Here is a 25,383-nt window from a genome sequence, read left to right as displayed (position 1 = left end):
AATGGGGCGGGCCCGGGTTCTGTTGTTGGACGCGGCTCCCGGTGAGCTGCTCGGCCGGGAGCTGGAACGGCTGCTCGGGCACGGGCTGGACCTCACCCTCAACCTGCGCCGGGTGACCGACCCCGCGGGGACCCGGGCCGCCTGGGCCGGCCGCGTGGAGTTCACCGAATTCGACCCCTTCGACGAGTCCGCGCTGCTTGCCGAGACCGTCCGGGACGGGCTCGGCCACGACGCCGTCAAGTCACGGGCCGGCGTGCCCCTGCGCGAGACCTTCCTCGCCGCTGCCACCGGCCCCGGCCTGACACACCGGCTCCGGGTGGTCGGGCGGGCCGGCGCGGGCACCGACCACGTCGACCTGCCGGCCGCCGCCCGGCACGGGGTCGCCGTCACCCACACACCCGGTTCCAACGCGACCGCGGTCGCCGAGTTCGCGCTGGCCCAGCTGCTGACCCTGAGCCGCGATCTCACGGCGTACAACGAATCCTCCCATCAGGGAAGTTGGCGGGCACCGGCCGCGCCGCCGGGCGAGCTGTCGGAGCTGACCCTGGGCATCGTCGGACTGGGCCGCATCGGACTGGCCCTCGCCGAGCGGGCGACCGCCCTGGGCATGGCCGTCCAGGGGCTCTCCCGGCGCCCCTCCGAGGGCCCGGTGCAGCCGGCCGGCTCCCTCGCCGACCTGCTCGCGACCAGTGACGTGGTCTCCCTGCACCTGCCCCTCACTCCGCAGACCCGCGGCCTGATCGGCCGGGCCGAGCTGGCGCTGATGCGCCCCGGGGCGATCCTGCTGAACACCGCCCGGGGAGGCATCGTCGACGAGCAGGCGCTGGCCGACGCGCTGCGCGACCCCGCGCACCCGCTCGCGGCAGCGGCCGTCGACACCTTCGCGCACGAGCACGCCGCGTTCGCCTCACCGCTGTTCGGCGTTCCCCGTGCCCTGCTGACCCCGCATGTCGCCGGGATGACCCGGACCGGCATGGCCACGGCGGCCCTCCGCTGCGCGGACCACATCGCGGCCCTGCTCCACGGCCGCCCCGAGGGCGTCCCCGTGGTGGGCCGGTAGCCACCGCCGCCCGGCACGCGCGGCGGGGCGCTCTATAGGGTGGCGGCATGGAGTCGTACACCATCGGTCAGGCGGCGCGGCTGCTCGGCGTGAGCGCCGACACGGCACGCCGCTGGGCGGACGCCGACCGCTTCCCCACCCGCCGCGAGGGCAACCGCCGGATCGTCGACGGACCGGATCTGGCGGCCTTCTGCGTGGCCGTCGCCCAGGAGGCGGCGGAGGGCGCCGAAGCGCCGTACACCTCGGCCCGCAACGCCTTCCCCGGCATCGTCACCGCCGTCAAGCTCGGCACCGTCGAGGCCCAGGTGGAGATCCAGGCCGGTCCGCACCGGATCGTCTCCCTGCTGACCCGCGAGGCGGTGGAGGAACTCGGCCTGGAAGTCGGCGCCCAGGCCACCGCACGGGTGAAATCCACCAGCGTCTTCATCGACCGGACCTGAGCCACCGGACACCCCCTAGCCTGGAACCGGGCGCCCGGAGCTCCGGGGGGCCGGCCGGAAGGGGACTGCGGTGGACGATCGGCTGCGAGCGGTGGAATCGGCGGCGGAACTGTTCGACGGGATGGGTGCCGAGTACGAGGAGGCCTTCGGGCACCTCCCCGGCCAGCTCGCCGCCCTGCAATGGCTCACCGCCCGGCTGCCCGGACGGGCGCGGGTGCTGGACGTCGGCAGTGGCACCGGGCGGCCGGTGGCCGACACGCTGGTCCGGGCCGGCCACGAGGTCACCGGCATCGACGTGTCCGCGGCCATGGTCGAGCTGGCCCGCTCGCAGGTGCCGGGCGCCCGGTTCGAGCAGGGGGACGTACGCGACTACCGGGCGCCGGCCGGCGGTTTCGACGCGGTGTGCGCGTTCTTCCCGCTGCTGGTGATGAGCCGGGACGAGGTCGGCGACGCCCTGGAGCGCATGGCCGGATGGCTGGCCCCCGGCGGATACTTCGTGATGGCCACCGTGCCGGCGGATGTGGACGGGGTGGAGGTGGAGTGGATGGGCCGGCGGGTCCGGGTCTCCAGCTACTCCACCGAGGAGTACCTGCGCCGGCTCCGGGAGGACTGCGGGCTGGAGGTGCTGCACCACTCCACCTCCGTCTTCCAGCCCACCAGCCCACTCGCCGGACCGGAGGACCACCTGTTCTGCTACGCCCGCCGGCCCGCCCCTAGCTCCGCCTGACCGGGTCCGCGGCTACTCCGCGGGAACCACCGCGACCGGGCATTCCGCGTGCAGCAGGGCCGCATTGGCCACGGAGCCCATCAGCAGGGAGTCCTTGCGCAGCCGGCGGCGGTGGCGGCCGACGACCAGCAGATCGGCCGTCTCCGACTGGTCGACCAGCTGCCCGGCCGGATCCCCGGGCCCGACCACGCTCTCCACGGTGACGTCCCGGTGGCCGTCGGCGAGCGGGGCCAGCCGCTCCTGCTGGGCCCGCCCGATCTCCCGGAGCAGCGGCGCCATGTCCTGGTCCGGGGCGGCGGGCATCGGGGCCCCGATCAGCGGGAACGGCGCGACCGGGTCGGCGAAGGCGGTCAGCGCGACCAGGGTGGCACCGAAGAGCTCCGCCTGCCGGAACGCGAACTCGATGGCCCGGTCCCCGGTCTCGGACGGGTCCAGGCCCAGCACCACCCGGCCGGCGGCCTCGCTGCCCTCGCGCCGGTCGCGCGCCGAGTGCGGGACGACCACCACGGGACAGGGGGCCGTGGTCGCGCAGGCCCGGCTGGTGGAGCCGAGCAGCAGGCTGGCGAACCCGCCCCGGCCGCGCGAGCCGAGCACCAGCATCCGGGCCTGCTCCGCCTGGGTGTTCAGCGCCTGCGGCACCGCGCCCTCCAGGGAGGCGTACCGGATCGACGGGAGTCCCTCCCGGCCCTCCAGGACCCCGCGGACATGATCCGCGACCGGGTCCGGGGCCTTCCCGCCGGGGGCCGGATCGCCGAGCACCGCCTCGCGGCGGGCCTGCCACAACTGGGCGTGGTCGGGCTTCACATGGGCGATCAGCACCTCGGCTCCGGCCGTACGAGCGACCGGGAGCGCCCACTCCAGTGCCTTGAGGCTGTGCTCGGAACCGTCCACCGCAACGACGATCGGGCCGTCGTCCTTACCATGGGTGATCATGCGTCCAGGATTGCACCGACCCCGGCAGCCCGCGCGACGGTAGGCCGCCGCGGCCCGGACACCGGCTAGGTGGCCAGCAGGCGGTGGAGGGCCGCGGCGAAGGCCGTGACGAAGGACTCGCGGGCCGGTTCGGCCAGCAGGTCGAGGGAGAGGTACGGGTTGAGGTCCTCCAGCTCGACGAGGAGGAGCTCCCCGGCCGGGGTGCGGCAGGCGTCCACCCGCTGGATGCCGTGCCCGATGGTGTTCCAGTCGGCGAACCCCTGAGCGAACCGCAGGTCCTCCGGCGTGGGCTCGTACGGCTCCAGCACCCAGCGCTGCTCCGGCCGGGGCGCGTACAGGGCGTACTGGAACACGGCGTCGACGAAATGGAAGGACACCTCGTAGCGGAACCGGATGCGCGGCTGGACCAGCAGGGTGCCCGGGGCGGCCTCGCCGAGGGCCGCGGCCAGGCCCTCGTACGGCAGGAACCGCAGGCCTATGGAGTCCGCGCCGAGCTTGGGCTTGACCGCGTACTCGTCCGTCTCCGGCAGACGGAAGAGGTCCTCGGCCCGGTCGACGGTGGGGATCACCGGCCGGCCGGCGGCGGTCAGGTCCGTCAGGTACTGCTTGCCGGCCATGTCGGCCCGGCCGGTCAGCTCGTTGTAGACCCGGGTGCCGCGCGCGAGGGCGCGGTCGCGGAACGCGTCGTACCGGGCCTGGTAGTGGATCACCGGGCCGCTGTTGCGGACCACGACCGCATCGAAGGAGTCCATCAGCGCCGCCGCGTCCAGCGGATGGCACAGGGCGATGTCGAACTGCTCGCGCAGCCGCGAGGCCAGGAAGATGTCCTCGTCGCAGTACCGGCGCCCGCGCGCGGGATAGGCCAGGTCGGTGACATAAAGGAGGCTGGGTTGTGCGGGCATCGGTCCTCTTCCGCCGGGGGTGCGGCCACGCTATCCGGTGATCGCCGCGCGGCTGGCGTGCGGGTGGGGGGCGGGCTGGTGGAATGGCTCCTCGACGGGTGCGGGTGCGGGTGCGGGTGCTCGGTGACGGAGGTGGTGTCTTGGCGGACAGGGGCGGCGTGGACCGGGAGTGCGAGGCGCTGCGCGCCCGGCTGCGGGCGATGGAGGATGCCGCCGAGCGGATCGGGACCACCCTCGACGAGGCTGCGACCTGCCGTGAACTGGTCGGATTCCTCTTCCGGAACCTGTGCGATGCCGCGGCGGTGGAGCCGGTGGCCGGTGGTGACGGGGCGGAGCCCGGCGGGGACCGTGAGGCGGACCGGGCCGGGGGCTGGGTGGCGATGGCCGGCCCGCCGGTGCTGCTGACGGCGGCAGGGGCCGCGGCAAGCCGGCTCTCGGTGCCGCTGATGGCGGGGGAGGACTTGTACGGGACGCTGCTCGCGGTACGGGCGCAGGGCGGCTTCACGGACCACGAGACGGCAACGGTGCACTTCGCCGCCCGGCTGGCGGCGGTGCACCTGGGGCATGCGCGGCGGATGGCGGCGACCGAGCAGACCGCGCTCAACCTGCAGCGCGCCCTGATCGCGGAGCCCGGCCGGCCGCACCCGAACCTGGAGATCGCCAGCCGGTACCTGCCGGTGGGGCCGCGCGCCCTGGTCGGCGGGGACTGGTTCGAGACCGTCCGGCTGCACTTCGGGCGGACCCTGCTGGTGGTCGGGGACGTGATGGGACACGGGCTGGACGCGGCGGTGGACATGAACGCCTACCGTTCGACGCTGCGCGACGTCGCTTCGACGGACCTGGCCCCGCACCGGGTGCTGCGGCAGCTGGACGCGCTGGTCGCCGAGGACGGCGGGCGGCGGCCGGCGACCTGCCTGCTGGTACGGGTGGACCCGGCGCGGGGGGTCGCGATGTTCGCCAGCGCGGGCCATTTGCCTCCGGCGGTGTTCACGGCCGAGGGCACCGGCACCCTGCCGGAGGTTCCGGTCGGCCCTCCGCTGGGCACGGGGGTGGGCGGCTATGAGGCGGTCAGCCGGGAGCTGGCTCCGGGGGAGACCCTGCTGCTGTTCACGGACGGGCTGGTGGAACGCCGGGGCGAGGACATCGACGTCTCGCTGGCCCGGCTGGCCCGGCTGCGGCTGCCGCCGGGGGCCACGGTTCCGGAGGTGGTGGACGCGGTGGTGTCGGGCCTGGACGCACGCCATGCGGAAGACGACGTAGCAGTCCTGGCAGCCCGCCCCCGCGCCCGCCACCCCGCCACCCCACCGGACCCGGCACCCTGACCCGGCCGGGGTTCCGGCCGTGGGCCGGCCGTCCCGGCCCGGTGCCAGGGTTCCCGGCTCGCGCCCGGACGCCGTTCACCGCACCCCGGCCGGCCCCTGGGTCCGGGCCCCGGCCCGAGCCGCCGGCCGGGCTCGGCTCGTTCGGGGAGGCCCCGCTTGGCCGGGCCGCCCAGGCCCGATGCCGGGGCAGGGCCGCCCAGGCCGGGGCACGCGGAGCTGATCCATGACCCTGAAGTACGTCGAAGAGACCGTCCGGCCTACGTGCAGGCCGCCGAACTGGCGAGTCTGCAGCAGCTCCCGCAGTTGGGGGTCCGGCGGCGGTGGCGGGCCTGGCGGGTCCGTTACGTGGGCTCCAGGCGGGTCGAGGCGAGTGTATGGGCGGCGGACTGGACGGGCCGGGTCGTCATGGCGGTCGTGACCCGGCGGAGCCAGGCCGTCTCCGATTCCAGGTCCGCGCCCTCGCTGAGCAGCGGGCGCCGGCAGGTCCGGGGCGGGGCGACCGCGTTCACTCCGGCCCGTTCGGTCGCCACGGCGAAGAGGAGCAGGGCCGCCTCCGTCGACGCGTCGAGGTCCGCCGGGGGTGGTGTGGCGGCGGCCAGTTCGCTTCGTACTCTGGCTTCGTGTTCCGGTCGTATGTGCGCGGACAGCGCCAGGGCGGCGTCGCGCATCTCGATGAGGAGCCGGTAGCGGACGAACTCGTCGTCCCGGTCCAGGCCGGTGGGAAGCGGCAGTACGACCTCGGGCGTCACCTCGGTGAGCCGTTCCCACAGGGGCCGCAGCGCCCGCGCGTCCCGGCGCAGCCGGCGCCTGCGGAGGCGATCCGCGAGCGTCGGCCAGGACATGCCCGCCATCAACGCCGCCAGGGTGCAGCCCAGCAGGACCTGCGTGGTGGCGGTGACCCCGGCGGTGTTGTGCCACCCGGCGATGGCCGCCACCAGGTACGCCAGGCGATGCAGGACGTAGAGCAGGCCGAGGCAACTGCCGATTCCCAGCAGGGTCATCGAGGTGCGGGAGGGGCCGGGAGAGGCCAGACGGCCGTACCTCCAGCACAGGCGGAGGGCGCTGACCACACCGAACACGATGTAGGAGAGGAAGAACGTCCAGTACGCCTGGAGCATCGGCACATGCGTCTGCGTGACGAGGTCGGTCTCGCCGTCCGGGAGCGGCGCGTTGAGGAAGGTGGCGGCCAGGCCCACCTCGGCGATCCCCAGGAGCGTCCAGCGGGGCCACGCCCCGGAGGGGTGCCTTCCGCCGGTGGACTCACGGACGAACTCGAAGAAGGCGGCCATGGCGCACAGGGACAGCATGTGCACCGGCAGATTGGTGAAGCTCTGCAGTCCGACCGCGGAGTCCAGGATCCTTCGGACGGCCGGCACCCCCATCGTGACGGTCACGGCCCAGATGAGCCACATGATCCACAGGATCCGGGCGCGTCGGGGCACCACGCGTAACGACCTTGCCCTGCCCAGCACGTACAGCCACAGCGGCGGCACGAGCAGGATGTCGAACAATCTCATCGGCGCCGCCCCCGCCCGCCACGCCCGGTGAACGAACCCAGCACTCGTCCGAGGACGTCGGCGGTGTCGGTCGTGGCCGTCGGAACCGCGACCGGAGCGACGTTGAAGTGCTGCCACATGACCGAGGCCAGCAGCTCCGCCTCCTGTTCCTGGCGGGTGCCGGCCTTGGTCCGGCCGCGGCCCAGGAGCCGGGTGGCCATCGCCGGATCCAGGTCGGGGAACAGCTGGGCCAGCATCTCGGGCTGCGGAACACTGGGTTCCCGGTGGTCGAGGAGTATGTGGGCCAGCTCGTGCAGGATGATGTGTGTCTGATGGGTCCGGCTCGTCACCGGGGTGTAGTACACGAGGTCGCGGGCTCCCATGGAGACCCACATGCCGCAGATGCCGGTGTTCGTGGGCAGACCGTCCGGCATCGGCAGCAGGCTCAGCGGGCGGCCACGTTCGGCGGCGACGGCCGCGCTCAGGTCCTCGACCCTGAAGGGGTGGGGCACCTGGTAGCGCCGCAGTAACTCTTCGTACTGTGCTCTCAGTCGCCGCCAGTCCTCACGCTGCATGGCCCCGCTCCGTCATGTCGACCGGTCACGCGGCCTGCGGTCAGACCGCTAATGATCTTGCCCGGTCGACTGTACAGGGAGCGGGTCAGCGCCCGGTCGACGGATCCTCCCCGGCAGGCGGGGCGTCGTCGTCCCCTTTCCCGCCCTGCTCGATGAGGGAGCGCACGGCTTCGATGCCCTGCGCGGACATCGTCGCCACGGCGGCGGCGCGCAGGGCGACCGATCGCACGTCGTTGGCCCGCATGGCCGCGATGAGGGAGAGCTGCGCGGAGACCCGTTCCGCCACCTCGTCGTCGATGAAGTAGGCCAGGGGCACGCCGAAGAACTCCCCGAGGACCCGCAGGGTGCCGACGGTCGGATTGGAGGCCCTGCCCTTGACCAGTGACCACAGACGGCCGACGGAGAGCTTGGGGTCGTTGGCCCCGGCCGACTTCTTGATGCCGTCGACCACCTCCTGGAGCGTGTAACGACGGCCCAGCGGCTGCACGTACGTGAAGAGGTACTCGATCCGCCGGCCCAACAACTCCGCCTCGGGATCGGTGGGGACGTCCGGCTCGCGGTGTTCGGACCGCGCCGTGTCCTCGTCGGTCATCTCTCGCTCTCCTCACACCGGCTGGAGGCATTCTAGTGGGGGCGCGGGCGGACCGATCGCGGCGGGCGGGGGTCAGGGGGTGAGGGGGTCAGGGGCTGAAAGACGGATGGGCCCGGGAGAACGTGTGGTCTCCCGGGCCCGGTCGGCGTCGGTCGGTCAGTTGTAGGTGCCGGTGACCGCGACACCGGTGGGAGCACCCGCGATTCCTGCCAGGTCCACCGAGCCGGCGGCGGTCCAGGAGGCGTTCTGGCGACGGATCGTGTGCAGGACCCGGCCGTCGGTGGTGACCAGGGCGGCGTGCAGTTCGTCGGCCACGGCGGCGACCGATACGTCGGTCACGCTCACGTTCCCCAGCACGAAGCCGAGATCGCCGACGGGGGCCCAGGAGCCGTCGGCGTAGCGGGCACCGTGGAACTGTCGGGTGCCGCCGTCGGCGGAGAGCACCACCTGCAGGTCGCCCGGGCCGGTGCCGGCGACAGCGAGGTCGTCGATCCGGGTGATGCCGGCTCCGCTCGCTCCCATCTCGGCGCCGGCGTCACCGAATTCCGTCCAGTGGCCGTCGGCCTTGCGGATCGCGTGCTGGAGCGTGCCATCGCTCAGTGCCATGATCTGCAGTTCACCGCCGACCCGTGCGACGGCGACCTTGGACACCGCCTTGCCACTCGGTCGGCCGACCTCGCCGAACGGGAGCCAGGTGCCGTCCGCCTTGCGCACGGTGTGGTGGATGGTGCCGTCGGCGACGACCGCGACGTGCAGCTCCGCGCCGATGGATGCCGCCGCGACCTGGGTCACGGCCGCCGGCAGGGAGGCCCCGGTGGCGTCCCGGACGTCGCCGAAGCCCGTCCATTCGCCCGATGTGGAGCGGACGGTGTGGAAAAGACCGCCCGCGCCGCTCACCGCGAGTACGTGCGTGTCTCCGTCCACGCCGGCCTCGGCGGTGCTCCGCACGCCGCCCGGGACCGCGCCCGCTCCGCCTTCGGTGCCGATGTTCCCGAACGGGGTCCAGGTCCCGTCCTCGGCCCGTACCGAGTGGAAGGCCTGGCCCGATGCCTCCACCGTCACGTGGGTGCGCCAGTGTTTGACCGGCTGCGGGGGAACGTTTCCGCAGTTGGCGCTGGCGAGGGTCGATCCCATGCGGAAGGGGGTGCCGTCGAAGACGGCTCGTTCGACCGCGCCGCCGTTCCACTGCTCGTAGTGCAGGTGCGGTCCGGTGGATCGGCCGGTGCTGCCGACGATTCCGATGCGCTGGCCGCGCACCACGGGCTGGCCGGCGGCCACCTGGTAGTCGTTGAGGTGGGCGTACAGGGTTCTGCGGCCTCCTCCGTGGTCGATGACGACGTACTTTCCGTAGCTGCGGTAGGAGCCGTCGGGGTTGGTGAGGGTCGTCGCGACGGAGACGACGCCGTCGGCGCTCGCGAGCACCGGCTGGTTGACGGTGCCGGCGTCACGGGTGAAGTCGATGGCCAGTTCGGATGGGCTGTGGTCGGTGTACGTGCCGCCGTACCACACCTGGCCGCAGGTGAACGGCAGTTGGTAGGACGGCGTCGCGGCATGGGACGGGGCCGCGAGGATGGTGGTCACCGCGGACGCCGCGAGTGCCAGGGCCGACGCCCTCGTGAGGGCGCGCCGGGTCAGGGTGCTGGACATTACGTTCCCCCGCGTCTCGTGGGTCGGTTACCTGGGCTGGCCCCAGTCGATGTAGGTGGGGGTGCCGTCGTCGTTGCGGAGGTGGAAGCGGGCCTGGGAGGGGCGCCAGATGCCGATGTTGGCGGCGGGTCCGCCGTTGCCGCCGTCCCAGTTCCCGGCGACGGGGATGTCGTTGCCGCCGCCCCAGTCGAGGACGACGAGGCTGCCGTCGTCCATGCGGAGGTGGAACTGACCGGTGGAGGGGCGGAAGATGCCCACGTTGTCGGGTCCGGTGCCGTCCCAGTTGCCGGAGACCGCGCGGTCGCCTGCCTGGCCCCAGTCGATGTAGGTGGGGGTGCCGTCGTCGTTGCGGAGATGGAACTTGCCGTCACGCCAGATGCCCACGTTGGCGGCTGCGCCGCCGTCCCAGTTGCCGGCCACCGGCTGGTCCGTGCCGCCGCCCCAGTCGATGAGGGCGAGGCTGCCGTCGTCCATGCGGAGGTGGAACTGGCCCGTGGAGGGGCGGAAGATGCCCACGTTGTCGGGGCCGGTGCCGTCCCAGTTCGCCGAGACCGGCAGGTCCGTGCCGCCACCCCAGTCGACGAACGTCGTCGAACCGTCGTCATTGCGGAGATGGAACATGCCGTTGCGCCAGACGCCCACGTTCGAGGCAGCGCCGCCGTCCCAGTTGCCCGACACCGGGAGATCGCCGCCGGTGGTGGAACCGTTCCAGAGGGCGTCGACGATGCGCTGGGCGTCGGGGGACTGCGGCTGGTACTTGCTGGGGTAGGCGGACCGCTGCACCGCCTGGCAGACCTCACCGATGGGCCGGGTCTGCCAGTTGGAGATCTTCAGCATCTCCGCGAGGAAGGCGTTGGTCGACCAGGTCGGGTCCATGCGCTGCTCGAAGGAGCCCCAGAAGGCGCGCTGTTGGAAGAGGCCGACGCTGTCGTGGTCCTCTTCGTTGGGGTTGTTGCGCAGGGTGGTCTCCACGATCGCGGTCGTTACCGCGATGACGCCGGCCCGCTCCGACAGGCCGCGGGCGCGGACGGCCTCGGTGATCGCGCGGGCGCAGGAGACCCGGTACGCGGTGAGGTATCCCCGAAGGGTCCCGGTGAGCTGGTAGTTGAGCCGGTCGGCCACGGCGCGGTCGGAGTCGGTGACCCCTCCGCAGGAGTGGTCCGGGGCGGCGGCGACGGCCGCCGGGTTGGAGAGGTCGACGCCCTTCGCCTGGGCGGTGACGGCCGAGGCGAGCAGTGTCGTGGCCGCGAGAGCGGTGGTGGTGGCGACGGCGGATATGCGCCGGCGGGAGGTGCGGTTCACGTAGGTGTCCTGGTCCTGTTCGTTGCGCGAGGGTGTGATGGAAGGGCAGTTCGCGGCCCGGTGCCCCGGTGCGCCGCCGATCGCGGCGCACCGGGGAAGCGCTGGTACTGGTGCCTACCTGGGCTGGCCCCAGTCGATGTAGGTGGGGGTGCCGTCGTCGTTGCGGAGGTGGAAGCGGGCCTGGGAGGGGCGCCAGATGCCGATGTTGGCGGCGGGTCCGCCGTTGCCGCCGTCCCAGTTCCCGGCGACGGGGATGTCGTTGCCGCCGCCCCAGTCGAGGACGACGAGGCTGCCGTCGTCCATGCGGAGGTGGAACTGACCGGTGGAGGGGCGGAAGATGCCCACGTTGTCGGGTCCGGTGCCGTCCCAGTTGCCGGAGACCGCGCGGTCGCCTGCCTGGCCCCAGTCGATGTAGGTGGGGGTGCCGTCGTCGTTGCGGAGATGGAACTTGCCGTCACGCCAGATGCCCACGTTGGCGGCTGCGCCGCCGTCCCAGTTGCCGGCCACCGGCTGGTCCGTGCCGCCGCCCCAGTCGATGAGGGCGAGGCTGCCGTCGTCCATGCGGAGGTGGAACTGGCCCGTGGAGGGGCGGAAGATGCCCACGTTGTCGGGTCCGGTGCCGTCCCAGTTCGCCGAGACCGGCAGGTCCGTGCCGCCACCCCAGTCGACGAACGTCGTCGAACCGTCGTCATTGCGGAGATGGAACATGCCGTTGCGCCAGACGCCCACGTTCGAGGCAGCGCCGCCGTCCCAGTTGCCGGCGATCGGCTGGTCGCCGGGGTTGTCGTCGACGATGCTGTTGTTGCGGACGGGGCGGAACGTGCCGTGGCCGGAGTAGTAGGGGTACGGGATCTCGCGGTAGTGCATCCCGCTGCCCGTGAACTCGTAGCCCATGTACGAGGTGCGCGCGGAGTTGGCCCAGCCGCCGAAGACGACGATGTGGCCGTTGGCCCCGGCGGCGTCGTTGAGCAGGGCGTCGCCCGGCTTCAGGTCGCTCTTGCCGATCCATGAGGCGACGCCGGCGGGGACGAAGCTGGTGGTGTCCAGGCCCGGCGTGGAGAGACCCCAGGCCATCGAGACGAAGCCGGAACAGTCCGTCCGGTAGCCCTGGTAGGTGTTGGTCCAGCTGTACTTGAGGCCGATCCCGACCCACGAGGCGGCTCGCTCGATGACCTCACTGCGGGTGATGGACCGGGCGGCGGCAGAGGTCTCGGCCGCGGCGACGGATCGGCCCTGACCGGCGCCGCCCTTGTCCTTCGTGGCGACGGCGGTGGCGGACGGCGGGGCGGGTTCGGCGGCCTGGGCAGGTACGGCGGCCAGCAGGCCGAGGATCAGTCCGCCGGTGGCCGCGCCGGCCAGCCCGCGGTTCAGGGTGCGCGTGCTCAGCATGAAACGTGTCCCCCCAAGGAACGAAGGCGTTCGGGTGTGGACCGACCCGGAAGGAGAGGACTCGTGGTGAACGAGGGCCCTCTGGTGGTGCTGTGACTCCGGGTCAGATGGGGAGAGCATGCATGCGGAGATCGGATCCAGTCAACATGTATTGAAAACCGGAATGAATCGGTCGTCGCCTTGATGCCTGATCACGGGCATGTGTGGGTGATTTAAAGAGAGATGGGGTTGTCGCTCGGCCTGAGTGCGCCCACGCGTTTTCACTTCATTGCAAGTTGGTGAGGGTGTGGCGCGCGGCGAGTCGGGCGGCGCTGTCGATCGGCGCTGTCGATCGGATCCATGCGCCCATCCATGGATCTAACGCTACTTCAATCCATTGTCCCATTAGGGAAAGCCCGCTATAACTAATGCATCATCTCCATCGGAAGGCATGTGACATGCTCGACGTCGCCCACCGCCCCCGGAAAAGAGGCCTGTCATGCTCCGCCCAACCGTCGAACCGTTCCCGGTCCGATACCTCGGCGGCTCCACCCTCCTCCTCGAATACGGCGGCCTGCGGCTGCTCACCGACCCGACCTTCGACGCCCCCGCCGGCCTTGCCGCCCTCCGCGACCCGGCCCTGGCCGGGAGCGAACGACGCTTGGTGCGCCCCTCCGAACTCGGCCCGGTCGACGCGGTGCTCCTCTCCCGCGACCACCCCCACCACCTCGATGCGTCCGCGCGCGCCCTGCTCCCCGACATCGCCGTCACCCTCACCACGCACGACGCCGCGTCCCGCCTCGGCGGCGGTGCCCGAGGACTGACCGACTTCGATTCCGTGGAACTCCCCCGCCCCGCAGGCGGCACGCTCACCGTCACCGCCGTCCCCGCCGTCCACGGCTCGGGTTCGGGCGTGCACGACGTACGATCGCCGGCCCGCGTCACCGGCTTCGTCCTCAGCGCCGAGGACCTGCCGACGGTCTACATCAGCGGCGACAACTCCTCCCTCGACGAGGTCAAGAGCTTCGCCGAGGCCCTGGGTTCCGTGGACACCGCGATCATCCACGCGGGTGCACCGCACGGCCCCGTCCCCTCCGGCGACCAGTGTCTCGTACTGGACAGCGGCCAGGCCGCCGAAGCGGCCCGGCTCCTGGACGCCCGACGCGTCATCCCCGTGCACTACGAGGACCGGGACACGCTTGAGACGGCCTTCGCAGCCGCCGCCCTGGCCGACCGCCTCGACTGGGGCGGGACCCGCTGAACCGGCAGCTTGTCGCGGCGACTTCGCGGTGGGTGTCACAGCGAGGCGGGGGTGGCCTCGTGGCCGGGATCCTTGGCTGCGGGGCCCTCGGGGGCGGCGAGCAGGGCCGCCTCGATCCGGCGGTTGTCGGTCATGGATGCCGTGCCGGCACCGCCCCGGCCCGCCCCGCCCCCACACCGCTCCGGCCAGGTCAGTACAGGAGGCGGGCGGCCTGGTGGGTTGCGGTCGCCAGGGCGCGGACCTCCGGGTCTTCCGTGCGGGTGGCCAGTGCGGTGGCGATTTCCGACAGGCGGGCGAGGGGGACCGCGCCCGGGACCGGGGCCCAGCCACCGCCACGGCCGCGGAGTTCCGAGGCCAGGTACGCCGCCGTCGCCGTGACCTGGAACCGGGAGCCCGCCTCGGACCAGTCCACCTCGGTCAGCGCGCCCGCCTCGATCCGGCCCGACTCCTCGTGCGGGGCCCGGCCCTCCGGGTCGAGCCAGCGGACGGTTGCCGTGGCCACGTGCCCGGCCGCGCCCGGCCGCAGGCGTACCGCGTACAGCGCGGTCACCGAATGGCCCGGCCCGACCTCGCCGCCGTCCACCGCATCGTTCCGGAAGTCCCCGTCGGCCACCTTCCGGTTGTCGTAGCCGATCAGGCGGAAGCTCTCGACGTTGCGCGGGTCGAAGGAGACCTGGGCCTTGGCGTCCCGGGCCCGCAGCTCGATCTGCGCGGGCAGGTCGTCGCAGAACACCCGGCGCGCCTCCTCCTCATCCGAGACGTACACCGTGTGGCCGTCGCCCCGGTCCACCAGCCGCTCCATGAACGCGTCGTTGTACTGGCTGCCCACACCCACCCCGAACAGGGTGATCCCGTGCGTACGGCGCGCCGCCCCGATCCGCTCCAGCAGGGTGTCGGCCGAGGTGGCGCCGGTGTTGGCGAGCGCGTCGGAGAGCAGCACCACCCGGTTGGTGGCGCCCTCCCGCCGCCCCTCGACGGCCACGTCGTAGCCGCGCCTGACCCCGGCCTCCACATTGGTCGAGTCGGTGGGGCGGAGCCGGTCCACGACCTCGTGCACCCGGCGCCGGTTCCCGTCCAGCCGGGTCATCGGCAGCCGGGTCTCGGCCTTGTCGCTGAAGGCCACGATCGCCACCGCATCGTCGCCGCGCAGCCGGTCCGTCATCAGGTCCAGGGAGTTGCGGACCAGGTCCAGCCGTCCGGGCTCGGCCATCGAGCCGGAGATGTCGACCACGAAGGTGAGGGCGGCCGGCGGCCGGTCGGCGCTGCTCTTCCCCGCCCGGGTGGCCAGCCCGACCCGCATCAGCGACCAGTTCGCCTCCCTGGTACGGGCACCGTCGACGGTGACGGAGAATCCGTTGCCCGTCGGCTGCGGGTAGTCCTGCCGGAAGCTGTTGACGAACTCCTCCGGCCGGATCGTGGCCGGGTCCGGCAGTTTGCCGTCGGCGAGCGTCCGGCGTGCGTAGCCGTAGCTCGCGGTGTCCACGTCCAGCGCGAAGGTGGACAGGTAGTCGGCGGGCGGGGCACTCGGCCGCCGCCCGTCGTCCTCGCCCTGCGGTGCGGCGGAGCCGCCGTCGGGCGGTGCCGGGTGGGAGGGCCCGGCCGGTGCCGGCACCGGCGCCGGCGCCGGATTGCCGTTCCGGCGGCCGGAGTCGGGCGCGACGCCGCCCCGGTCGGACCCGCCGTCGTACCCGCACCCGGTGAGCAGTACCGCGCCCGCCGCAACCGCGGCGAGCACCCTCCCGTACGTCGTGCCTCTCGGCGCCCGACTTCCTGCACGCGGCGTCATCGTGTCCCCCTTCGGACGGTCCGTGTCTGTGAATGTGACGTCCGGGAGGGCGAGTCGGAACCGGCGAAAGAGTTGCGGATGGGTCTCGAAGAGACAACGACGGGGCGGAAGGGCCGGAAGGGCCGGAAGGGCCGGAAGGGCCGGAAGGCCGGGGTCTGGCGGCGGTGTCAGGACACGATGTCCTCGCGGAAGACGACCGCGGGGGGCGCCGAGGGCCGGACGGCCTGTTCGTACAGCCGGCGGACGTCCGGGCCGAAGTAGGGGCTGTACGAGGTGTCGGGGCTGTCGCCGCCGGTCTGGTAGCCGCCGATGATGCCAATCACCCGGCCGGTGCGGGTGTGCGGGTCGTAGCCGGTGAGGAAGGGGCCACCGCTGGTTCCGCCGGGGTAGCCGGTACAGGCGATCCGCAGGAAGGAGCCGGGGCTGCCGGGGTCGGTGCTGGTGAAGCGGGTGGTCCGGTTGACGCAGACCCGGGGGCGCGGGGCGCGCGCCGGGTGGCCGATGAGGCGTACGGCGGGGTGGGCGTAGCCGGGCCCGGTGACCAGCCGGTTGGCGCCGACCACGTCCTGCAGCGCCCGGCCGTCCGGGCCCGGGCCCACCCGGGCGAAGGCGACGTCGAGGACGGCGGCCCGGGCGGGCCCCTGCTGCCGGTACCGGGGGTCGATCCAGATCCGCCGGACCGGGAAGATCCCGTACGGCCGGGGGTGCGCGGCGGTGTACCGGGGGACGAACGCGATCTGCCGGGTGTCGCCGCCGGTCAGGCAGTGCGCGGCGGTCAGCACCAGGTCGCGGCCGGGGGAGGCGACGGCGCTGGCGGTGCAGAAGTAGGCCCCGCCGCTCCCGCCTCCCTGTACGGCGAACATCCGGCCGACGACGGGGATGCCGCCGAAGTCCTGCCCGATGCCGGGGCCTGCGGCCACGCCCGTCCGGTCCGCGGCGATGGCCTCGGCCCGGCCGTCCGGAACCGGCCGGGCGGCGGCCATCCGCTCCGGTGTCCAGAAGGCCTCGGCCCGGCGGGCGGACCAGACGGCGGCCGTGCCGGCGGCGGGGACGGCATCGGGAACGGGCTCGGGAAAGGGCGTGGCGGCGGCAGCCGCCACCGCCGCTGCCGCCACCGCGGTCGCGAGAAGGGTTCGGAGCAGGCGCATCCGGCCAGTCTCGGCCGCCGCCCGCGCCGCCCCGCGCAGCCGCCGCCGCACGGTCCCCCCATCGGCGGTGCCGTGCCCCCAAACCGTAGGGGGAAATGGTGTTTTGGCGGGTGAAGGCAGTTCTTGGAGGGTCTTGCGAAGTCCCTTGACCGCACGATATGCGCGGCATAAATTCTGCCCCGCCCGGTCCGTGGTGGACGGGCGCCGCAACCGTTCTCAGGGGGAAGCGTGAAGATCTACATAGAGGTGCTCAAGAAGTACGCCGTCTTCAGCGGCCGGGCCCGCCGCCAGGAGTTCTGGATCTTCTTCCTGGTCAACACGATCATCCTGATCCCGCTGATGATCCTCGACTTCACGCTGGGCACCTACCCCCTCTTCTTCGGCCTCTACAGCCTGGCCACCCTGCTGCCCAACCTGGGCCTCACCGTCCGCCGCCTGCACGACACCGGCAAGTCCGGCTGGTTCATCCTGCTGACGTTCATCCCCTTCGTCGGCTTCATCATCGGGCTCGTCTTCATGGCCACCGAGGGCCAGCCCCAGGCCAACGAGTACGGCCCCAGCCCGAAGGCCGTCCAGGCCTACTGAGCCCCGCCCCGGCAAGACACCGCAGCCTGTCCGGCGCCGGTCCCGACGGATCCCGTCGGGACCGGCGCCTTCGTTGTCCTCAGGCTGAGATATCTTGATGTCGAGCAATGTTGCAGACGAGAGACGCATACGTGGAGCGGAGCATCCGGTGACTGACTCGACCATCATCTACACCCACACTGACGAGGCCCCGGCCCTCGCGACGTATTCCTTCCTGCCTGTCATCCAGGCCTACGCGTCGAACGCCGGTGTGACCGTCGAGACCCGCGACATCTCCCTGGCCGGCCGGATCATCGCGAGCTTCCCGGAGTACCTGGAGGAGGGGCAGCGGATCGCCGACGCCCTCGCCGAGCTCGGTGAGCTGGCCAAGACCCCCGCCGCCAACATCATCAAGCTGCCGAACATCTCGGCGTCCATCCCGCAGCTCAAGGCCGCCGTGGCCGAGCTCCAGGGCCAGGGCTACGCGCTGCCGGACTACCCGGACGACCCGAAGACCGACGAGGAGCGCGAGATCCGCGCCCGCTACGACAAGGTCAAGGGCTCCGCCGTCAACCCGGTCCTGCGCGAGGGCAACTCCGACCGCCGTGCTCCCGCCTCGGTCAAGAACTACGCCAAGGCCCACCCGCACCGCATGGGCGCCTGGAGCTCCGACTCGAAGACCAACGTCGCCACCATGGGCGCGAACGACTTCCGCTCCACCGAGAAGTCCGCGGTGATCGCCGAGGCCGGCACCCTGCGCATCGAGCACGTCGCCGCCGACGGCGCCGTCACCGTGCTCCGCGAGTCCGTACCGGTGCTGGCCGGCGAGGTCGTCGACGCGTCCGTCATGCGCGTCGCCGCCCTGCGCACCTTCCTCGCCGAGCAGGTCGCCCGCGCCAAGGCCGAGGACGTCCTCTTCTCCGTGCACCTCAAGGCCACCATGATGAAGGTCTCCGACCCCATCGTCTTCGGCCACGTGGTCCGCGCCTTCTTCCCGAAGACCTTCGCGAAGTACGGCGAGGTGCTCGTCGCCGCCGGCCTGTCCCCGAACGACGGGCTCGGCACCATCCTCAAGGGCCTGGACGGCGTCCCGCACCTGGGCGAGGAGATCAAGGCCTCCTTCGAGGCCGAGATCGCCGAGGGCCCGGCCCTCGCCATGGTCGACTCCGACAAGGGCATCACCAACCTGCACGTGCCGTCCGACGTCATCGTCGACGCCTCGATGCCGGCCATGATCCGCACCTCCGGCCACATGTGGGGCCCGGACGGCCAGGAGGCCGACACCCTCGCGGTCCTCCCGGACAGCTCCTACGCCGGCATCTACCAGGCCGTCATCGAGGACTGCCGGGCGCACGGCGCCTACGACCCGGCCACCATGGGCTCGGTGCCGAACGTCGGCCTGATGGCCCAGAAGGCCGAGGAGTACGGCTCCCACGACAAGACCTTCGAGATCGCCGCCGCCGGCACCGTCCGCGTGGTCGACGCCGCCGGCACCACCGTCCTGGAGCAGGAGGTCGCCGAGGGCGACATCTTCCGCGCCTGCCAGACCAAGGACCTGCCGATCCAGGACTGGGTCAAGCTGGCCGTCACCCGCGCCCGCGCCACCGGCGACCCGGCCGTCTTCTGGCTCGACGAGGGCCGCGCCCACGACGCGCAGCTGATCGCCAAGGTCAAGACGTACCTCGCCGAGCACGACACCGAGGGCCTGGTCATCAAGATCCTCGCCCCGGTCGAGGCCATCACGTACTCCCTGGAGCGCATCCGCCGCGGTGAGAACACCATCTCGGTCACCGGCAACGTCCTCCGCGACTACCTGACCGACCTCTTCCCGATCCTGGAGCTGGGCACCAGCGCCAAGATGCTGTCGGTCGTCCCGCTGATGAACGGCGGCGGCCTGTTCGAGACCGGCGCCGGCGGCTCCGCCCCGAAGCACGTCCAGCAGCTGGTCAAGGAGAACTACCTGCGCTGGGACTCGCTCGGCGAGTTCCTCGCGCTGGCCGTCTCCTTCGAGCACCTCGCCACCACCACCGGCAACGCCCGCGCGCAGGTGCTGGCCGACACCCTGGACCGCGCCACCGGGTCCTTCCTCAACGAGGACAAGTCGCCGTCGCGCCGCCTGGGCGGCATCGACAACCGCGGCAGCCACTTCTACCTGGCCCTGTACTGGGCCCAGGAGCTGGCCAAGCAGGCCGACGACGCCAAGCTCGCCGAGACCTTCGCCCCGCTGGCCAAGACCCTGGCCGAGCAGGAGGAGACCATCGTGGCCGAGCTGATCGCGGTCCAGGGCTCCCCGGCCGAGATCGGCGGCTACTACCAGCCCGACCCGGCCAAGGCCTCGGCGGTCATGCGCCCGTCGGCCACCCTCAACGAGGCCCTCGCCACCCTGGCCTGAGCCCGGTCAAGCCGGGCCTGAGCCCGGGCTGGTCCGAAGGCCCCGTCTGGGCCGGCAAGCCCTGGCTTTGCCTGGCTTGGCGGCCTGGTCCGGCTCGCCTGCACCACCACGGTCCGCCCCGGCCGGCATTCGCCGGCCGGGGCGGACCCGTAATGGTGTGGTGCAGCGGCAGCGCACCGGCTGGGAATGGCCGGTGATCCAAGGACAGACGACCGGGCTGCGCGCCCGGCTCCCCGAAGACGTGGCCGTACTCCACGCCGAGCTGTACGAGGACGTGGCGACCCGCTCGCGGGCCGACTCCCGGCCCTGGCGGCCCGTAGGGCCTGTCTTTCGGATCACGCCGGGCCCGCGGCGTCTGGCACCGCACCTCGCTGCGTTCTCGTCGGTCGCCAATGCTCCGCAGTGGCTCCCTCCTCGGCCTTGCGATGCACGGCGCCAGACGCCGCGGGCTGATCCGGCCTGATCCAAAAGACAGGCCCTGGCCGCCGCCGGCGGGCACTCGCCCTACGAGCCCGGCGGCCCCGCCGAGGACGCAGCCGTGTTCTCCGTCGTGGAACTCGCCACCGGCGAACTCGCCGGGGAAGCCCTGCTCTGGGGCATCGACACCCACAACCGCGGTGCCCACCTGGGCATTTCGCTGCGCCCCGGCTGCCGCGGACGCGGCCTCGGGCGCGAGGTGGTGCAGCTGCTCTGCCACTACGGGTTCACCGTCCGCGGCCTCCGGCGGCTCCAGGTCGACACCCTCGCCGACAACGCGGCGATGATCGCCGCCGCCACCTCGGCCGGCTTCACCCTGGAAGGCACCCTGCGCCGCTCCGCCTGGGTGTACGGGGCCTTCGCCGACGAGGTGCTCCTCGGCCTGCTCCACGAGGAATGGACCTCACCTGCCCGGCAGGCGTGAAACCCCGCCGGCGGACCGGAGCGTGCGCTAGCGTGCGCCCAGGGTCGTCGGGGGAGGGCGGGACATCAGTGGCGCGTCGGCATCAGAACACATCGTGCACCGGGGTGGCCGGCGCGGGCATCGCCCTCGTCCTCGGCTGGCTGACGGCCGGCTATCTGCTCACCCTCCCGATGCTGATGGAGCGTCTCCTCGCCGCCCAGACACCGCCGCAGGAGCTTTCGGGACCCGGTGAGTACGCCGTGGTGTACGGCATTGCGGTGGCCGCGACCCTCACCGTGGCCACGGTCGCGAGCAAGCAGCGCCCGCTGATCTGGTGGCTGGTGGCCGCCCGCGCGGCCGGCCTGTACGCCCTCGTACAGGTCGCCGCCCGCTGGGCGGACAGCCGCATCGAGGCGGCCCCGGAGCACTGGACCCCCTGGGCCATGGCCATCTGCGGCGCGGCCGGGCTGGCCGCGCTGCTCTTCCTGCGCGGGGTCCGGGCCTGGGACCAGAAGCGCGGCGCCGGCAGCCGCACCCCCGGCCTGGCCCGGCGCAACGGCAACCGCTTCGGCCGCCCGCCGCTGGCCGGCCAGATCTGGGTGGCCATGGTCCCGCTGCGCGAGGACCCCACCCAGGAGCTCCGCCACTACTGCGTGATCGTCAAGCCGCGCCTCCTGCACGCCGAGGTGCTCCAGATCACCAGCAAGAACAAGGACGGCCGGCGGGACTTCATCCGGCTGCCCAACGACGGCTGGCACAAGAACAAGGACAAGGCGCACTGGGTGGAGTTCGGACAGCAGCCCCGCAAGGTCAAGTACACCCGCTTCCTTGCGAACCGCCCGCAGGGCCGCTGCCCCACCCCCGCCTGGCAGCAGCTCCGGTCCGGCCGCCCCGCCGCCCGGACCTGAGGCCACCGGCCACCGGGCGCCGGGCGCCGGGCGCCGGAGCCGGCCGGCGACGACGGGTCAGTCCGCCAGATGGACCTCCAGCGCCGTGCGGACCGCCGATTCCAGCGCGCCCTCGATCCAGGCCGGCTTGACCGAGGTGTGGCAGCCCGCGAAGTGCAGCCGGCCCTCCGGCCGCCGCACGTGCGGGAACAGTTCGGTGTGCTGGCCCGGCAGCAGCACCGAGGCCTCGCCGAACGCGTACGGGTCCCGCATCCACGACTGGGTGCGGCCGACCCCGGTGTAGAAGACCTCGATCCGCTGCCCGTACACCTCCTGCACCCCGGCCAGTGCCCGCGGATAGCGCTCCGCATCGTCGAAGGAGTCCCACTTCAGCGCATCGTCGGCCCAGCTGTACGCGGCCAGCACGACCCCGCCGGCGCTGCCCTCCACCGGGTGGGAGGGCTGGAACATGAAGCGGTTGGGGTTGTCGGTGGTGGAGCCGCCGCCGATCACGTTCGCCGCCTCGGGCTGGTCCCGGGCCACGATCCGGCTGGCCGCGTAGTGCGAGCGCTGGGCCTCGGTGACATGGCCGCGCGGTACGGACCGGTGGGCGCCCAGCAGGGACCCGTCGGCCGGGGTACGGCCCAGCTGGTAGGCGGCGTACAGCCCCGGGCGTACGGCCTCCAGCTCCCGCTTCCAGTCGGCCTCGTCGAACTCCCACCAGCGGCGGCTGAATTCGAGCAGCACCTTGGTCGCCGCGTCGTAGTGGAGCTCGGTCACCGCGCGCCGCTTCCCGTACGAGAACGGGGGCGAGACCGGAATGTGCCGCAGCCCGGAGAACGGGACGGTGACGATCGCGATGTCCCCGGTGAAGGTCTCCCGGACCACCCGCCGGTTGCCGCGGCCCTCCGAGACGGTCTCGACGGTGACGGTCTTGCGCTCCGGGTCCTGGGCGATCCGGGTGGCCCGCCGGTCCAGCCGCACCAGGTCCTTCACACGCTCGTACATGGCATCGGCCAGGGTGCCGGTGCCGTCGGGGAGTTCGAAGAACGCGGTGTCCGGGCTGATCAGGGCGGCGGAGATAAAGGAGTGCAGGAAGGTGAGGTGCAACCGGGAGGTGAGGTTCTCCACCGTCCCGATCAGGTCGACCGTCTGCTCGTCGAGCCGGGCCTCGTCGGTGAGGTAGCGGTACATCGACATGTGGCCGTAGCGCCGGATCACCCGCGCCCAGCCCTCGACCAGGGCGCGGCCCTGCTTGCCGTCGACCTCCTTGCGTACGGGCGCGAGGGCGGTACGGACGATCTGCGCCGCGGGGACCGTCTCGTACGCGGCCGGAACCCCGAAGGAGCGGTTCACGGCGCGCGGATCGCGGGCGTAGTCGGCGCGGCGCACCCGGATTCCGTTGACCAGGATCCAGGTGCGGTGGGCCGGGCGGCCGGAGGCGTCCACGTCCACCAGGTGGAACTTCCGGCGCTTGAGGCCGAGGCTGTCGATGAGGCCGGTGACCAGCGGGTGGCTGTCGGGGATGCGCATCGCGCCGGCCTCGGCGTACTGCCTGGGGTCGGCGAACGGGGGCGGGGACTGCTCGTGGCCGCCCGCCCGGAAGGTCTTGATCCGGCCGCCGACCCGGTTCGCGTTGGCCTCGATCACGGTCACCCGGTGGCCCGCCGAGCGCAGCAGGTGGGCGGCGGTCAGTCCGGCCGGCCCGGCGCCGATGATCAGTACCCTCTTCCCCGGCCGGCGGGACCGGGGGAGTCCGGAGCCGAGCAGGATGTCGGAGTAGCGGGGTACCAGCGACTCGTCGTTCTCGTCCCGGACCAGGACGGCGCGGGCCACCGACAGGCAGGTCTCCCAGTCGGCGGACGGGGCGGCCGAGACGGCGGTGGTGGGGGTGCCGGCCGGAGCCGCCGCGGCGACCCCGCCGGCCACGGCCAGGGCTCCGACGCCGGCTCCGGCGAGCAGGGTGCGCCGGGTGGGTCCGCCGGCCGTGTGAGGAGTGGTGGGCTCAGTGATCATGAACTCACCCTCGGGGCAGTCCGGTGCCCGCCGGTACCGGACGCGCGTAGACCGGCAGAGATCCACTCCAACGAGCGGTGGGTCAAATGCGGGCTGACGAAGGGGAGTTCGGGACCGGGCGGGTGCCTCGGCCGACGGTGTCCGGGCGCCGTCAGAGGCGGTGGACCTGCTCGTGTTCCAGGGCCAGCGGGAACCGGCCCGCCGCCAGGATGCGCAGCCCCGGAGCGGCGGTGAGTAGTTCGCCCAGCCACTGCACTGCCTGCGGGGTGAGCCGGTCGCAGCCGTCCAGGACCAGCAGCATGTCCCGTTCGGCGAGGTACGAGGCCGGGTTCGCGGTGCCGCACGGCAGGAACGGCATGCCGGGCAGCCCGCCCAGCGCGGCGGTGAGCCGGCGCACTCCGAAGCCGTGTTCCACGGTGACCACCGCCACGCCGTCGCAGTAGTTCGAGGCGAGCCGCTGGGCGATCTCCCGGGCGAGCCGGCTGCGCGGTTCCCGGAACCGGCCGGTGAGCGTGACCACCCGGCCCCGGCGCACGGCGGTGAGCAGTCCCGAAAGGCGGTCGGTGCTGACCGGTAACGTCGTCATCGGCACGATGCCCCCCATGCATGCGTGTCCAAGGCGCGGCAAGACGCTCATTTTGGCCGCGGTAGGACGATTATGCGCCAGTTCCACAGGATGGCCAGGGGAATGCCATATTCCGTCGAATGTTCAACCGGCCCGGCCGAATTCGCTGGTGCGGGGGGTGTGGTCCGAGCCGGTACGCGGGCCGGGAATGCCCTGGACGGGCGGCCTCGGCGGCGACTGCGGTGACCGGCGCCCGGCGTTCCGCCGCAGCCGTGCGGCCAGCCGCCGCCAGAGCGAGGCGGCCAGGGGAACCACCAGCAGACCGAGGATGAACACGATCAGCACCGCGTAGGCGATCAGGGGCCGAGGCTGCGGGGCGGTCTTGACCTTGTCCTCGGTGTAGAAGTCGTACCAGACGAACACGCACTGCACGATGGCGAGCGAGGTCAGCGCCACGATCACCTTGTTGCGGAACTCATCGCGCCGGTTGGCCACCCGCTCGCGCCGCAGATTGAAGATCTCGCGCAGCGCGGCCATCCGGTCGGTGAGGGTGCGGCCCTCCTCCGAGATGCCCCACGCCTGGTCGACCGTGTTCTTCACGGTCAGCTGCGAGTTGGAGACGTAGCGGATGCTCTCGCTGAAGATCACGCTGCGGAAGGTCGCCTTGTCCGTGAGATCGAGGATCTCGTCGTACTGCCGGTCGATCTCGGCCTGGTTGTGCGGGCCGTCCGTTTCGATGCGCATCAGCTGGGTGGAGGTCAGCCGGGTGGCATCGTCGATGATCAGCCAGTTCTGCGAGGCCAGGATCAGCCCGTTCACATACTCCTGGAGGGATTCCTCGTCCGCGCCGGTGACCCGGGAGAAGAGGTAGCCCACGGTGCAGGAGGTCTCCCCGAGGGTGCAGGTCACCCCCACCCGCACACTCACCGGAACGTTGTCGCCCGGTTCGATCAGGACCCGGTGCCACCACAGCATCCGCGCCGCCGGCAGCATCCCGTCCTCCGCCGTCCGCTCGCCGACCGAGCCGAGCGGCACCAGCGCCTGCTTCATGCCCGCGCACCAGGTGCGGATCTGACGGCCCAGGGCCTTCCGGTACGGCGCCTCCAGGTCGCGGAGCTCCTGGCCGCGGCCCGGCTTGTCGATGTGCAGGTCGATGTCGTCCGGACAGGCGGGCAGTTCGAACACCACGAAGCCGATCGACAGGCTGCTCACATAGACGCGCGCCGTGAAGTCCACCCCGAGCTCGGCGTCCTGGATCCGGAGCGTGCCGTCGAGCAGAGCGTTCTCTATGCGCGCCGCGTGGTTCGGCTCCGGATAATCCAGCACGATGTCCTCGTCGGCCGGCTCGCCCTCGCCGGTGTACCCGTCGGCCGGCGGCGGCAGCCGCAGTCCCGGGAAACAGGACCGCAGCGGTCCCACGACCGCCGCGCGGTCCTCGATCAGGCTGCTGAGCGAGAAATCGACCGGCAGTGAGAACGTGACAACCGAGATGATGCGCACCGAGTCTCCCGACTGGGCAG

General features: G+C 72.3%; 22 protein-coding genes. 9 read left to right on the top strand and 13 right to left on the bottom strand.

Going from position 1 to position 25,383, the window contains the following annotated elements; all coding sequences use genetic code 11:
* The first annotated feature begins 1 nt into the window (after position 1).
* From DEJ50_RS04720 to DEJ50_RS04710, 3 genes are all read left to right on the top strand, one after another.
* On the top strand, positions 2–1,060 hold the full coding sequence (locus tag DEJ50_RS04720; RefSeq protein ID WP_150206221.1) for an NAD(P)-dependent oxidoreductase: 1,059 nt from the start codon (positions 2–4) through the stop codon (positions 1,058–1,060).
* 47 nt (positions 1,061–1,107) lie between these two features.
* A complete protein-coding gene (locus tag DEJ50_RS04715; protein WP_150206219.1) occupies positions 1,108–1,500 on the top strand; it encodes a molybdopterin-binding protein in 393 nt (130 codons plus the stop codon).
* A 70-nt stretch (positions 1,501–1,570) separates the two neighbouring features.
* Complete coding sequence (locus DEJ50_RS04710) at positions 1,571–2,227, top strand: class I SAM-dependent methyltransferase (protein WP_317852522.1); 657 nt, start codon at positions 1,571–1,573, stop codon at positions 2,225–2,227.
* A 12-nt stretch (positions 2,228–2,239) separates the two neighbouring features.
* On the opposite strand, the gene DEJ50_RS04705 is transcribed toward DEJ50_RS04710, so the two are convergent.
* On the bottom strand, positions 2,240–3,160 hold the full coding sequence (locus tag DEJ50_RS04705; RefSeq protein ID WP_150206218.1) for a universal stress protein: 921 nt from the start codon (positions 3,158–3,160) through the stop codon (positions 2,240–2,242).
* Between the two features lie 65 nt (positions 3,161–3,225).
* Positions 3,226–4,062 carry a hypothetical protein gene (locus DEJ50_RS04700; RefSeq protein WP_150206216.1) on the bottom strand — a complete coding sequence of 279 codons (837 nt, stop codon included), beginning with the start codon at positions 4,060–4,062 and terminating at the stop codon, positions 3,226–3,228.
* A gap of 140 nt (positions 4,063–4,202) precedes the next feature.
* On the opposite strand from DEJ50_RS04700, the gene DEJ50_RS04695 reads away from it, so the two are divergent.
* Positions 4,203–5,384: a GAF domain-containing SpoIIE family protein phosphatase gene (locus tag DEJ50_RS04695; protein WP_317852521.1), complete on the top strand. Its 1,182-nt coding sequence runs from the start codon at positions 4,203–4,205 to the stop codon at positions 5,382–5,384.
* 341 nt (positions 5,385–5,725) lie between these two features.
* On the opposite strand, the gene DEJ50_RS04690 is transcribed toward DEJ50_RS04695, so the two are convergent.
* The 6 genes from DEJ50_RS04690 to DEJ50_RS33800 all read right to left on the bottom strand — a co-directional run bounded on the left by DEJ50_RS04690 (position 5,726) and on the right by DEJ50_RS33800 (position 12,385).
* A complete protein-coding gene (locus DEJ50_RS04690) occupies positions 5,726–6,901 on the bottom strand; it encodes an MAB_1171c family putative transporter (RefSeq protein WP_150206213.1) in 1,176 nt (391 codons plus the stop codon).
* Positions 6,898–7,455 (bottom strand): hypothetical protein, encoded by a 558-nt coding sequence (locus tag DEJ50_RS04685; RefSeq protein ID WP_150206211.1) that lies wholly within the window; start codon positions 7,453–7,455, stop codon positions 6,898–6,900. The genes DEJ50_RS04690 and DEJ50_RS04685 overlap by 4 nt, the downstream gene beginning before the upstream one ends.
* An 85-nt stretch (positions 7,456–7,540) precedes the next feature.
* Positions 7,541–8,047 (bottom strand): hypothetical protein, encoded by a 507-nt coding sequence (locus tag DEJ50_RS04680; RefSeq protein WP_150206209.1) that lies wholly within the window; start codon positions 8,045–8,047, stop codon positions 7,541–7,543.
* 156 nt (positions 8,048–8,203) lie between these two features.
* Positions 8,204–9,694, bottom strand: coding sequence for a peptidoglycan DD-metalloendopeptidase family protein (locus DEJ50_RS35390; RefSeq protein WP_150206207.1), 1,491 nt, complete (start codon positions 9,692–9,694; stop codon positions 8,204–8,206).
* 27 nt (positions 9,695–9,721) lie between these two features.
* Entirely contained in the window at positions 9,722–10,996 is a 1,275-nt protein-coding gene (locus DEJ50_RS04670) for a hypothetical protein (protein WP_150206205.1), read from the bottom strand.
* Positions 10,997–11,110: 114 nt separating this feature from the next.
* Positions 11,111–12,385: a hypothetical protein gene (locus DEJ50_RS33800; RefSeq protein WP_190344285.1), complete on the bottom strand. Its 1,275-nt coding sequence runs from the start codon at positions 12,383–12,385 to the stop codon at positions 11,111–11,113.
* A gap of 478 nt (positions 12,386–12,863) precedes the next feature.
* On the opposite strand from DEJ50_RS33800, the gene DEJ50_RS04660 reads away from it, so the two are divergent.
* Entirely contained in the window at positions 12,864–13,625 is a 762-nt protein-coding gene (locus DEJ50_RS04660) for an MBL fold metallo-hydrolase (protein WP_150206203.1), read from the top strand.
* A 190-nt stretch (positions 13,626–13,815) separates the two neighbouring features.
* On the opposite strand, the gene DEJ50_RS04655 is transcribed toward DEJ50_RS04660, so the two are convergent.
* Positions 13,816–15,411: a vWA domain-containing protein gene (locus DEJ50_RS04655; RefSeq protein ID WP_150206201.1), complete on the bottom strand. Its 1,596-nt coding sequence runs from the start codon at positions 15,409–15,411 to the stop codon at positions 13,816–13,818.
* A gap of 167 nt (positions 15,412–15,578) precedes the next feature.
* Positions 15,579–16,559 (bottom strand): trypsin-like serine peptidase, encoded by a 981-nt coding sequence (locus DEJ50_RS04650; RefSeq protein WP_150206200.1) that lies wholly within the window; start codon positions 16,557–16,559, stop codon positions 15,579–15,581.
* A 228-nt stretch (positions 16,560–16,787) separates the two neighbouring features.
* Between DEJ50_RS04650 and DEJ50_RS04645 the strand changes: the two genes are divergently transcribed.
* The 4 genes from DEJ50_RS04645 (at position 16,788) to DEJ50_RS04625 (ending at position 21,303) form a co-directional block, all read left to right on the top strand.
* A complete protein-coding gene (locus tag DEJ50_RS04645) occupies positions 16,788–17,144 on the top strand; it encodes a DUF805 domain-containing protein (protein WP_150206198.1) in 357 nt (118 codons plus the stop codon).
* Positions 17,145–17,292: 148 nt separating this feature from the next.
* A complete protein-coding gene (locus tag DEJ50_RS04640) occupies positions 17,293–19,515 on the top strand; it encodes an NADP-dependent isocitrate dehydrogenase (protein WP_150206196.1) in 2,223 nt (740 codons plus the stop codon).
* A 538-nt stretch (positions 19,516–20,053) separates the two neighbouring features.
* The gene (locus DEJ50_RS04630; protein WP_411757575.1) at positions 20,054–20,416 is read left to right on the top strand and encodes a GNAT family N-acetyltransferase; all 363 of its coding nucleotides are present in this window, start codon (positions 20,054–20,056) and stop codon (positions 20,414–20,416) included.
* A gap of 68 nt (positions 20,417–20,484) precedes the next feature.
* A complete protein-coding gene (locus DEJ50_RS04625) occupies positions 20,485–21,303 on the top strand; it encodes a hypothetical protein (protein WP_150206192.1) in 819 nt (272 codons plus the stop codon).
* 57 nt (positions 21,304–21,360) lie between these two features.
* Here the strand turns inward: DEJ50_RS04625 and DEJ50_RS04620 are convergent, their stop codons facing one another.
* The 3 genes from DEJ50_RS04620 to DEJ50_RS04610 form a co-directional block, all read right to left on the bottom strand.
* A complete protein-coding gene (locus DEJ50_RS04620) occupies positions 21,361–23,298 on the bottom strand; it encodes a flavin monoamine oxidase family protein (protein WP_150206191.1) in 1,938 nt (645 codons plus the stop codon).
* A gap of 151 nt (positions 23,299–23,449) precedes the next feature.
* Positions 23,450–23,884 carry a hypothetical protein gene (locus DEJ50_RS04615; RefSeq protein ID WP_150206190.1) on the bottom strand — a complete coding sequence of 145 codons (435 nt, stop codon included), beginning with the start codon at positions 23,882–23,884 and terminating at the stop codon, positions 23,450–23,452.
* A gap of 123 nt (positions 23,885–24,007) precedes the next feature.
* Complete coding sequence (locus DEJ50_RS04610; RefSeq protein ID WP_150206188.1) at positions 24,008–25,363, bottom strand: hypothetical protein; 1,356 nt, start codon at positions 25,361–25,363, stop codon at positions 24,008–24,010.
* Positions 25,364–25,383: the final 20 nt, after the last annotated feature.

This window comes from Streptomyces venezuelae, assembly GCF_008642295.1.
In the GTDB taxonomy this organism is placed as follows: Bacteria; Actinomycetota; Actinomycetes; order Streptomycetales; family Streptomycetaceae; genus Streptomyces; species Streptomyces venezuelae_C.
Note: the sequence above shows the minus strand (reverse complement) of the source record. Positions and strands in the feature narration are given on the sequence as shown.

What these genes read in the sequence shown, in the direction of transcription:
- DEJ50_RS04720 (WP_150206221.1), top strand. Translation starts at nt 2, where the DNA reads ATGGGGCGGGCCCGGGTTCTGTTGTTGGACGCGGCTCCCGGTGAGCTG.
- DEJ50_RS04715 (WP_150206219.1), top strand. Translation starts at nt 1,108, where the DNA reads ATGGAGTCGTACACCATCGGTCAGGCGGCGCGGCTGCTCGGCGTGAGC.
- DEJ50_RS04705 (WP_150206218.1), bottom strand. Translation starts at nt 3,160, where the DNA reads ATGATCACCCATGGTAAGGACGACGGCCCGATCGTCGTTGCGGTGGAC.
- DEJ50_RS04700 (WP_150206216.1), bottom strand. Translation starts at nt 4,062, where the DNA reads ATGCCCGCACAACCCAGCCTCCTTTATGTCACCGACCTGGCCTATCCC.
- DEJ50_RS04690 (WP_150206213.1), bottom strand. Translation starts at nt 6,901, where the DNA reads ATGAGATTGTTCGACATCCTGCTCGTGCCGCCGCTGTGGCTGTACGTG.
- DEJ50_RS04685 (WP_150206211.1), bottom strand. Translation starts at nt 7,455, where the DNA reads ATGCAGCGTGAGGACTGGCGGCGACTGAGAGCACAGTACGAAGAGTTA.
- DEJ50_RS04680 (WP_150206209.1), bottom strand. Translation starts at nt 8,047, where the DNA reads ATGACCGACGAGGACACGGCGCGGTCCGAACACCGCGAGCCGGACGTC.
- DEJ50_RS35390 (WP_150206207.1), bottom strand. Translation starts at nt 9,694, where the DNA reads ATGTCCAGCACCCTGACCCGGCGCGCCCTCACGAGGGCGTCGGCCCTG.
- DEJ50_RS33800 (WP_190344285.1), bottom strand. Translation starts at nt 12,385, where the DNA reads ATGCTGAGCACGCGCACCCTGAACCGCGGGCTGGCCGGCGCGGCCACC.
- DEJ50_RS04660 (WP_150206203.1), top strand. Translation starts at nt 12,864, where the DNA reads ATGCTCCGCCCAACCGTCGAACCGTTCCCGGTCCGATACCTCGGCGGC.
- DEJ50_RS04655 (WP_150206201.1), bottom strand. Translation starts at nt 15,411, where the DNA reads ATGACGCCGCGTGCAGGAAGTCGGGCGCCGAGAGGCACGACGTACGGG.
- DEJ50_RS04650 (WP_150206200.1), bottom strand. Translation starts at nt 16,559, where the DNA reads ATGCGCCTGCTCCGAACCCTTCTCGCGACCGCGGTGGCGGCAGCGGCG.
- DEJ50_RS04620 (WP_150206191.1), bottom strand. Translation starts at nt 23,298, where the DNA reads ATGATCACTGAGCCCACCACTCCTCACACGGCCGGCGGACCCACCCGG.
- DEJ50_RS04615 (WP_150206190.1), bottom strand. Translation starts at nt 23,884, where the DNA reads ATGACGACGTTACCGGTCAGCACCGACCGCCTTTCGGGACTGCTCACC.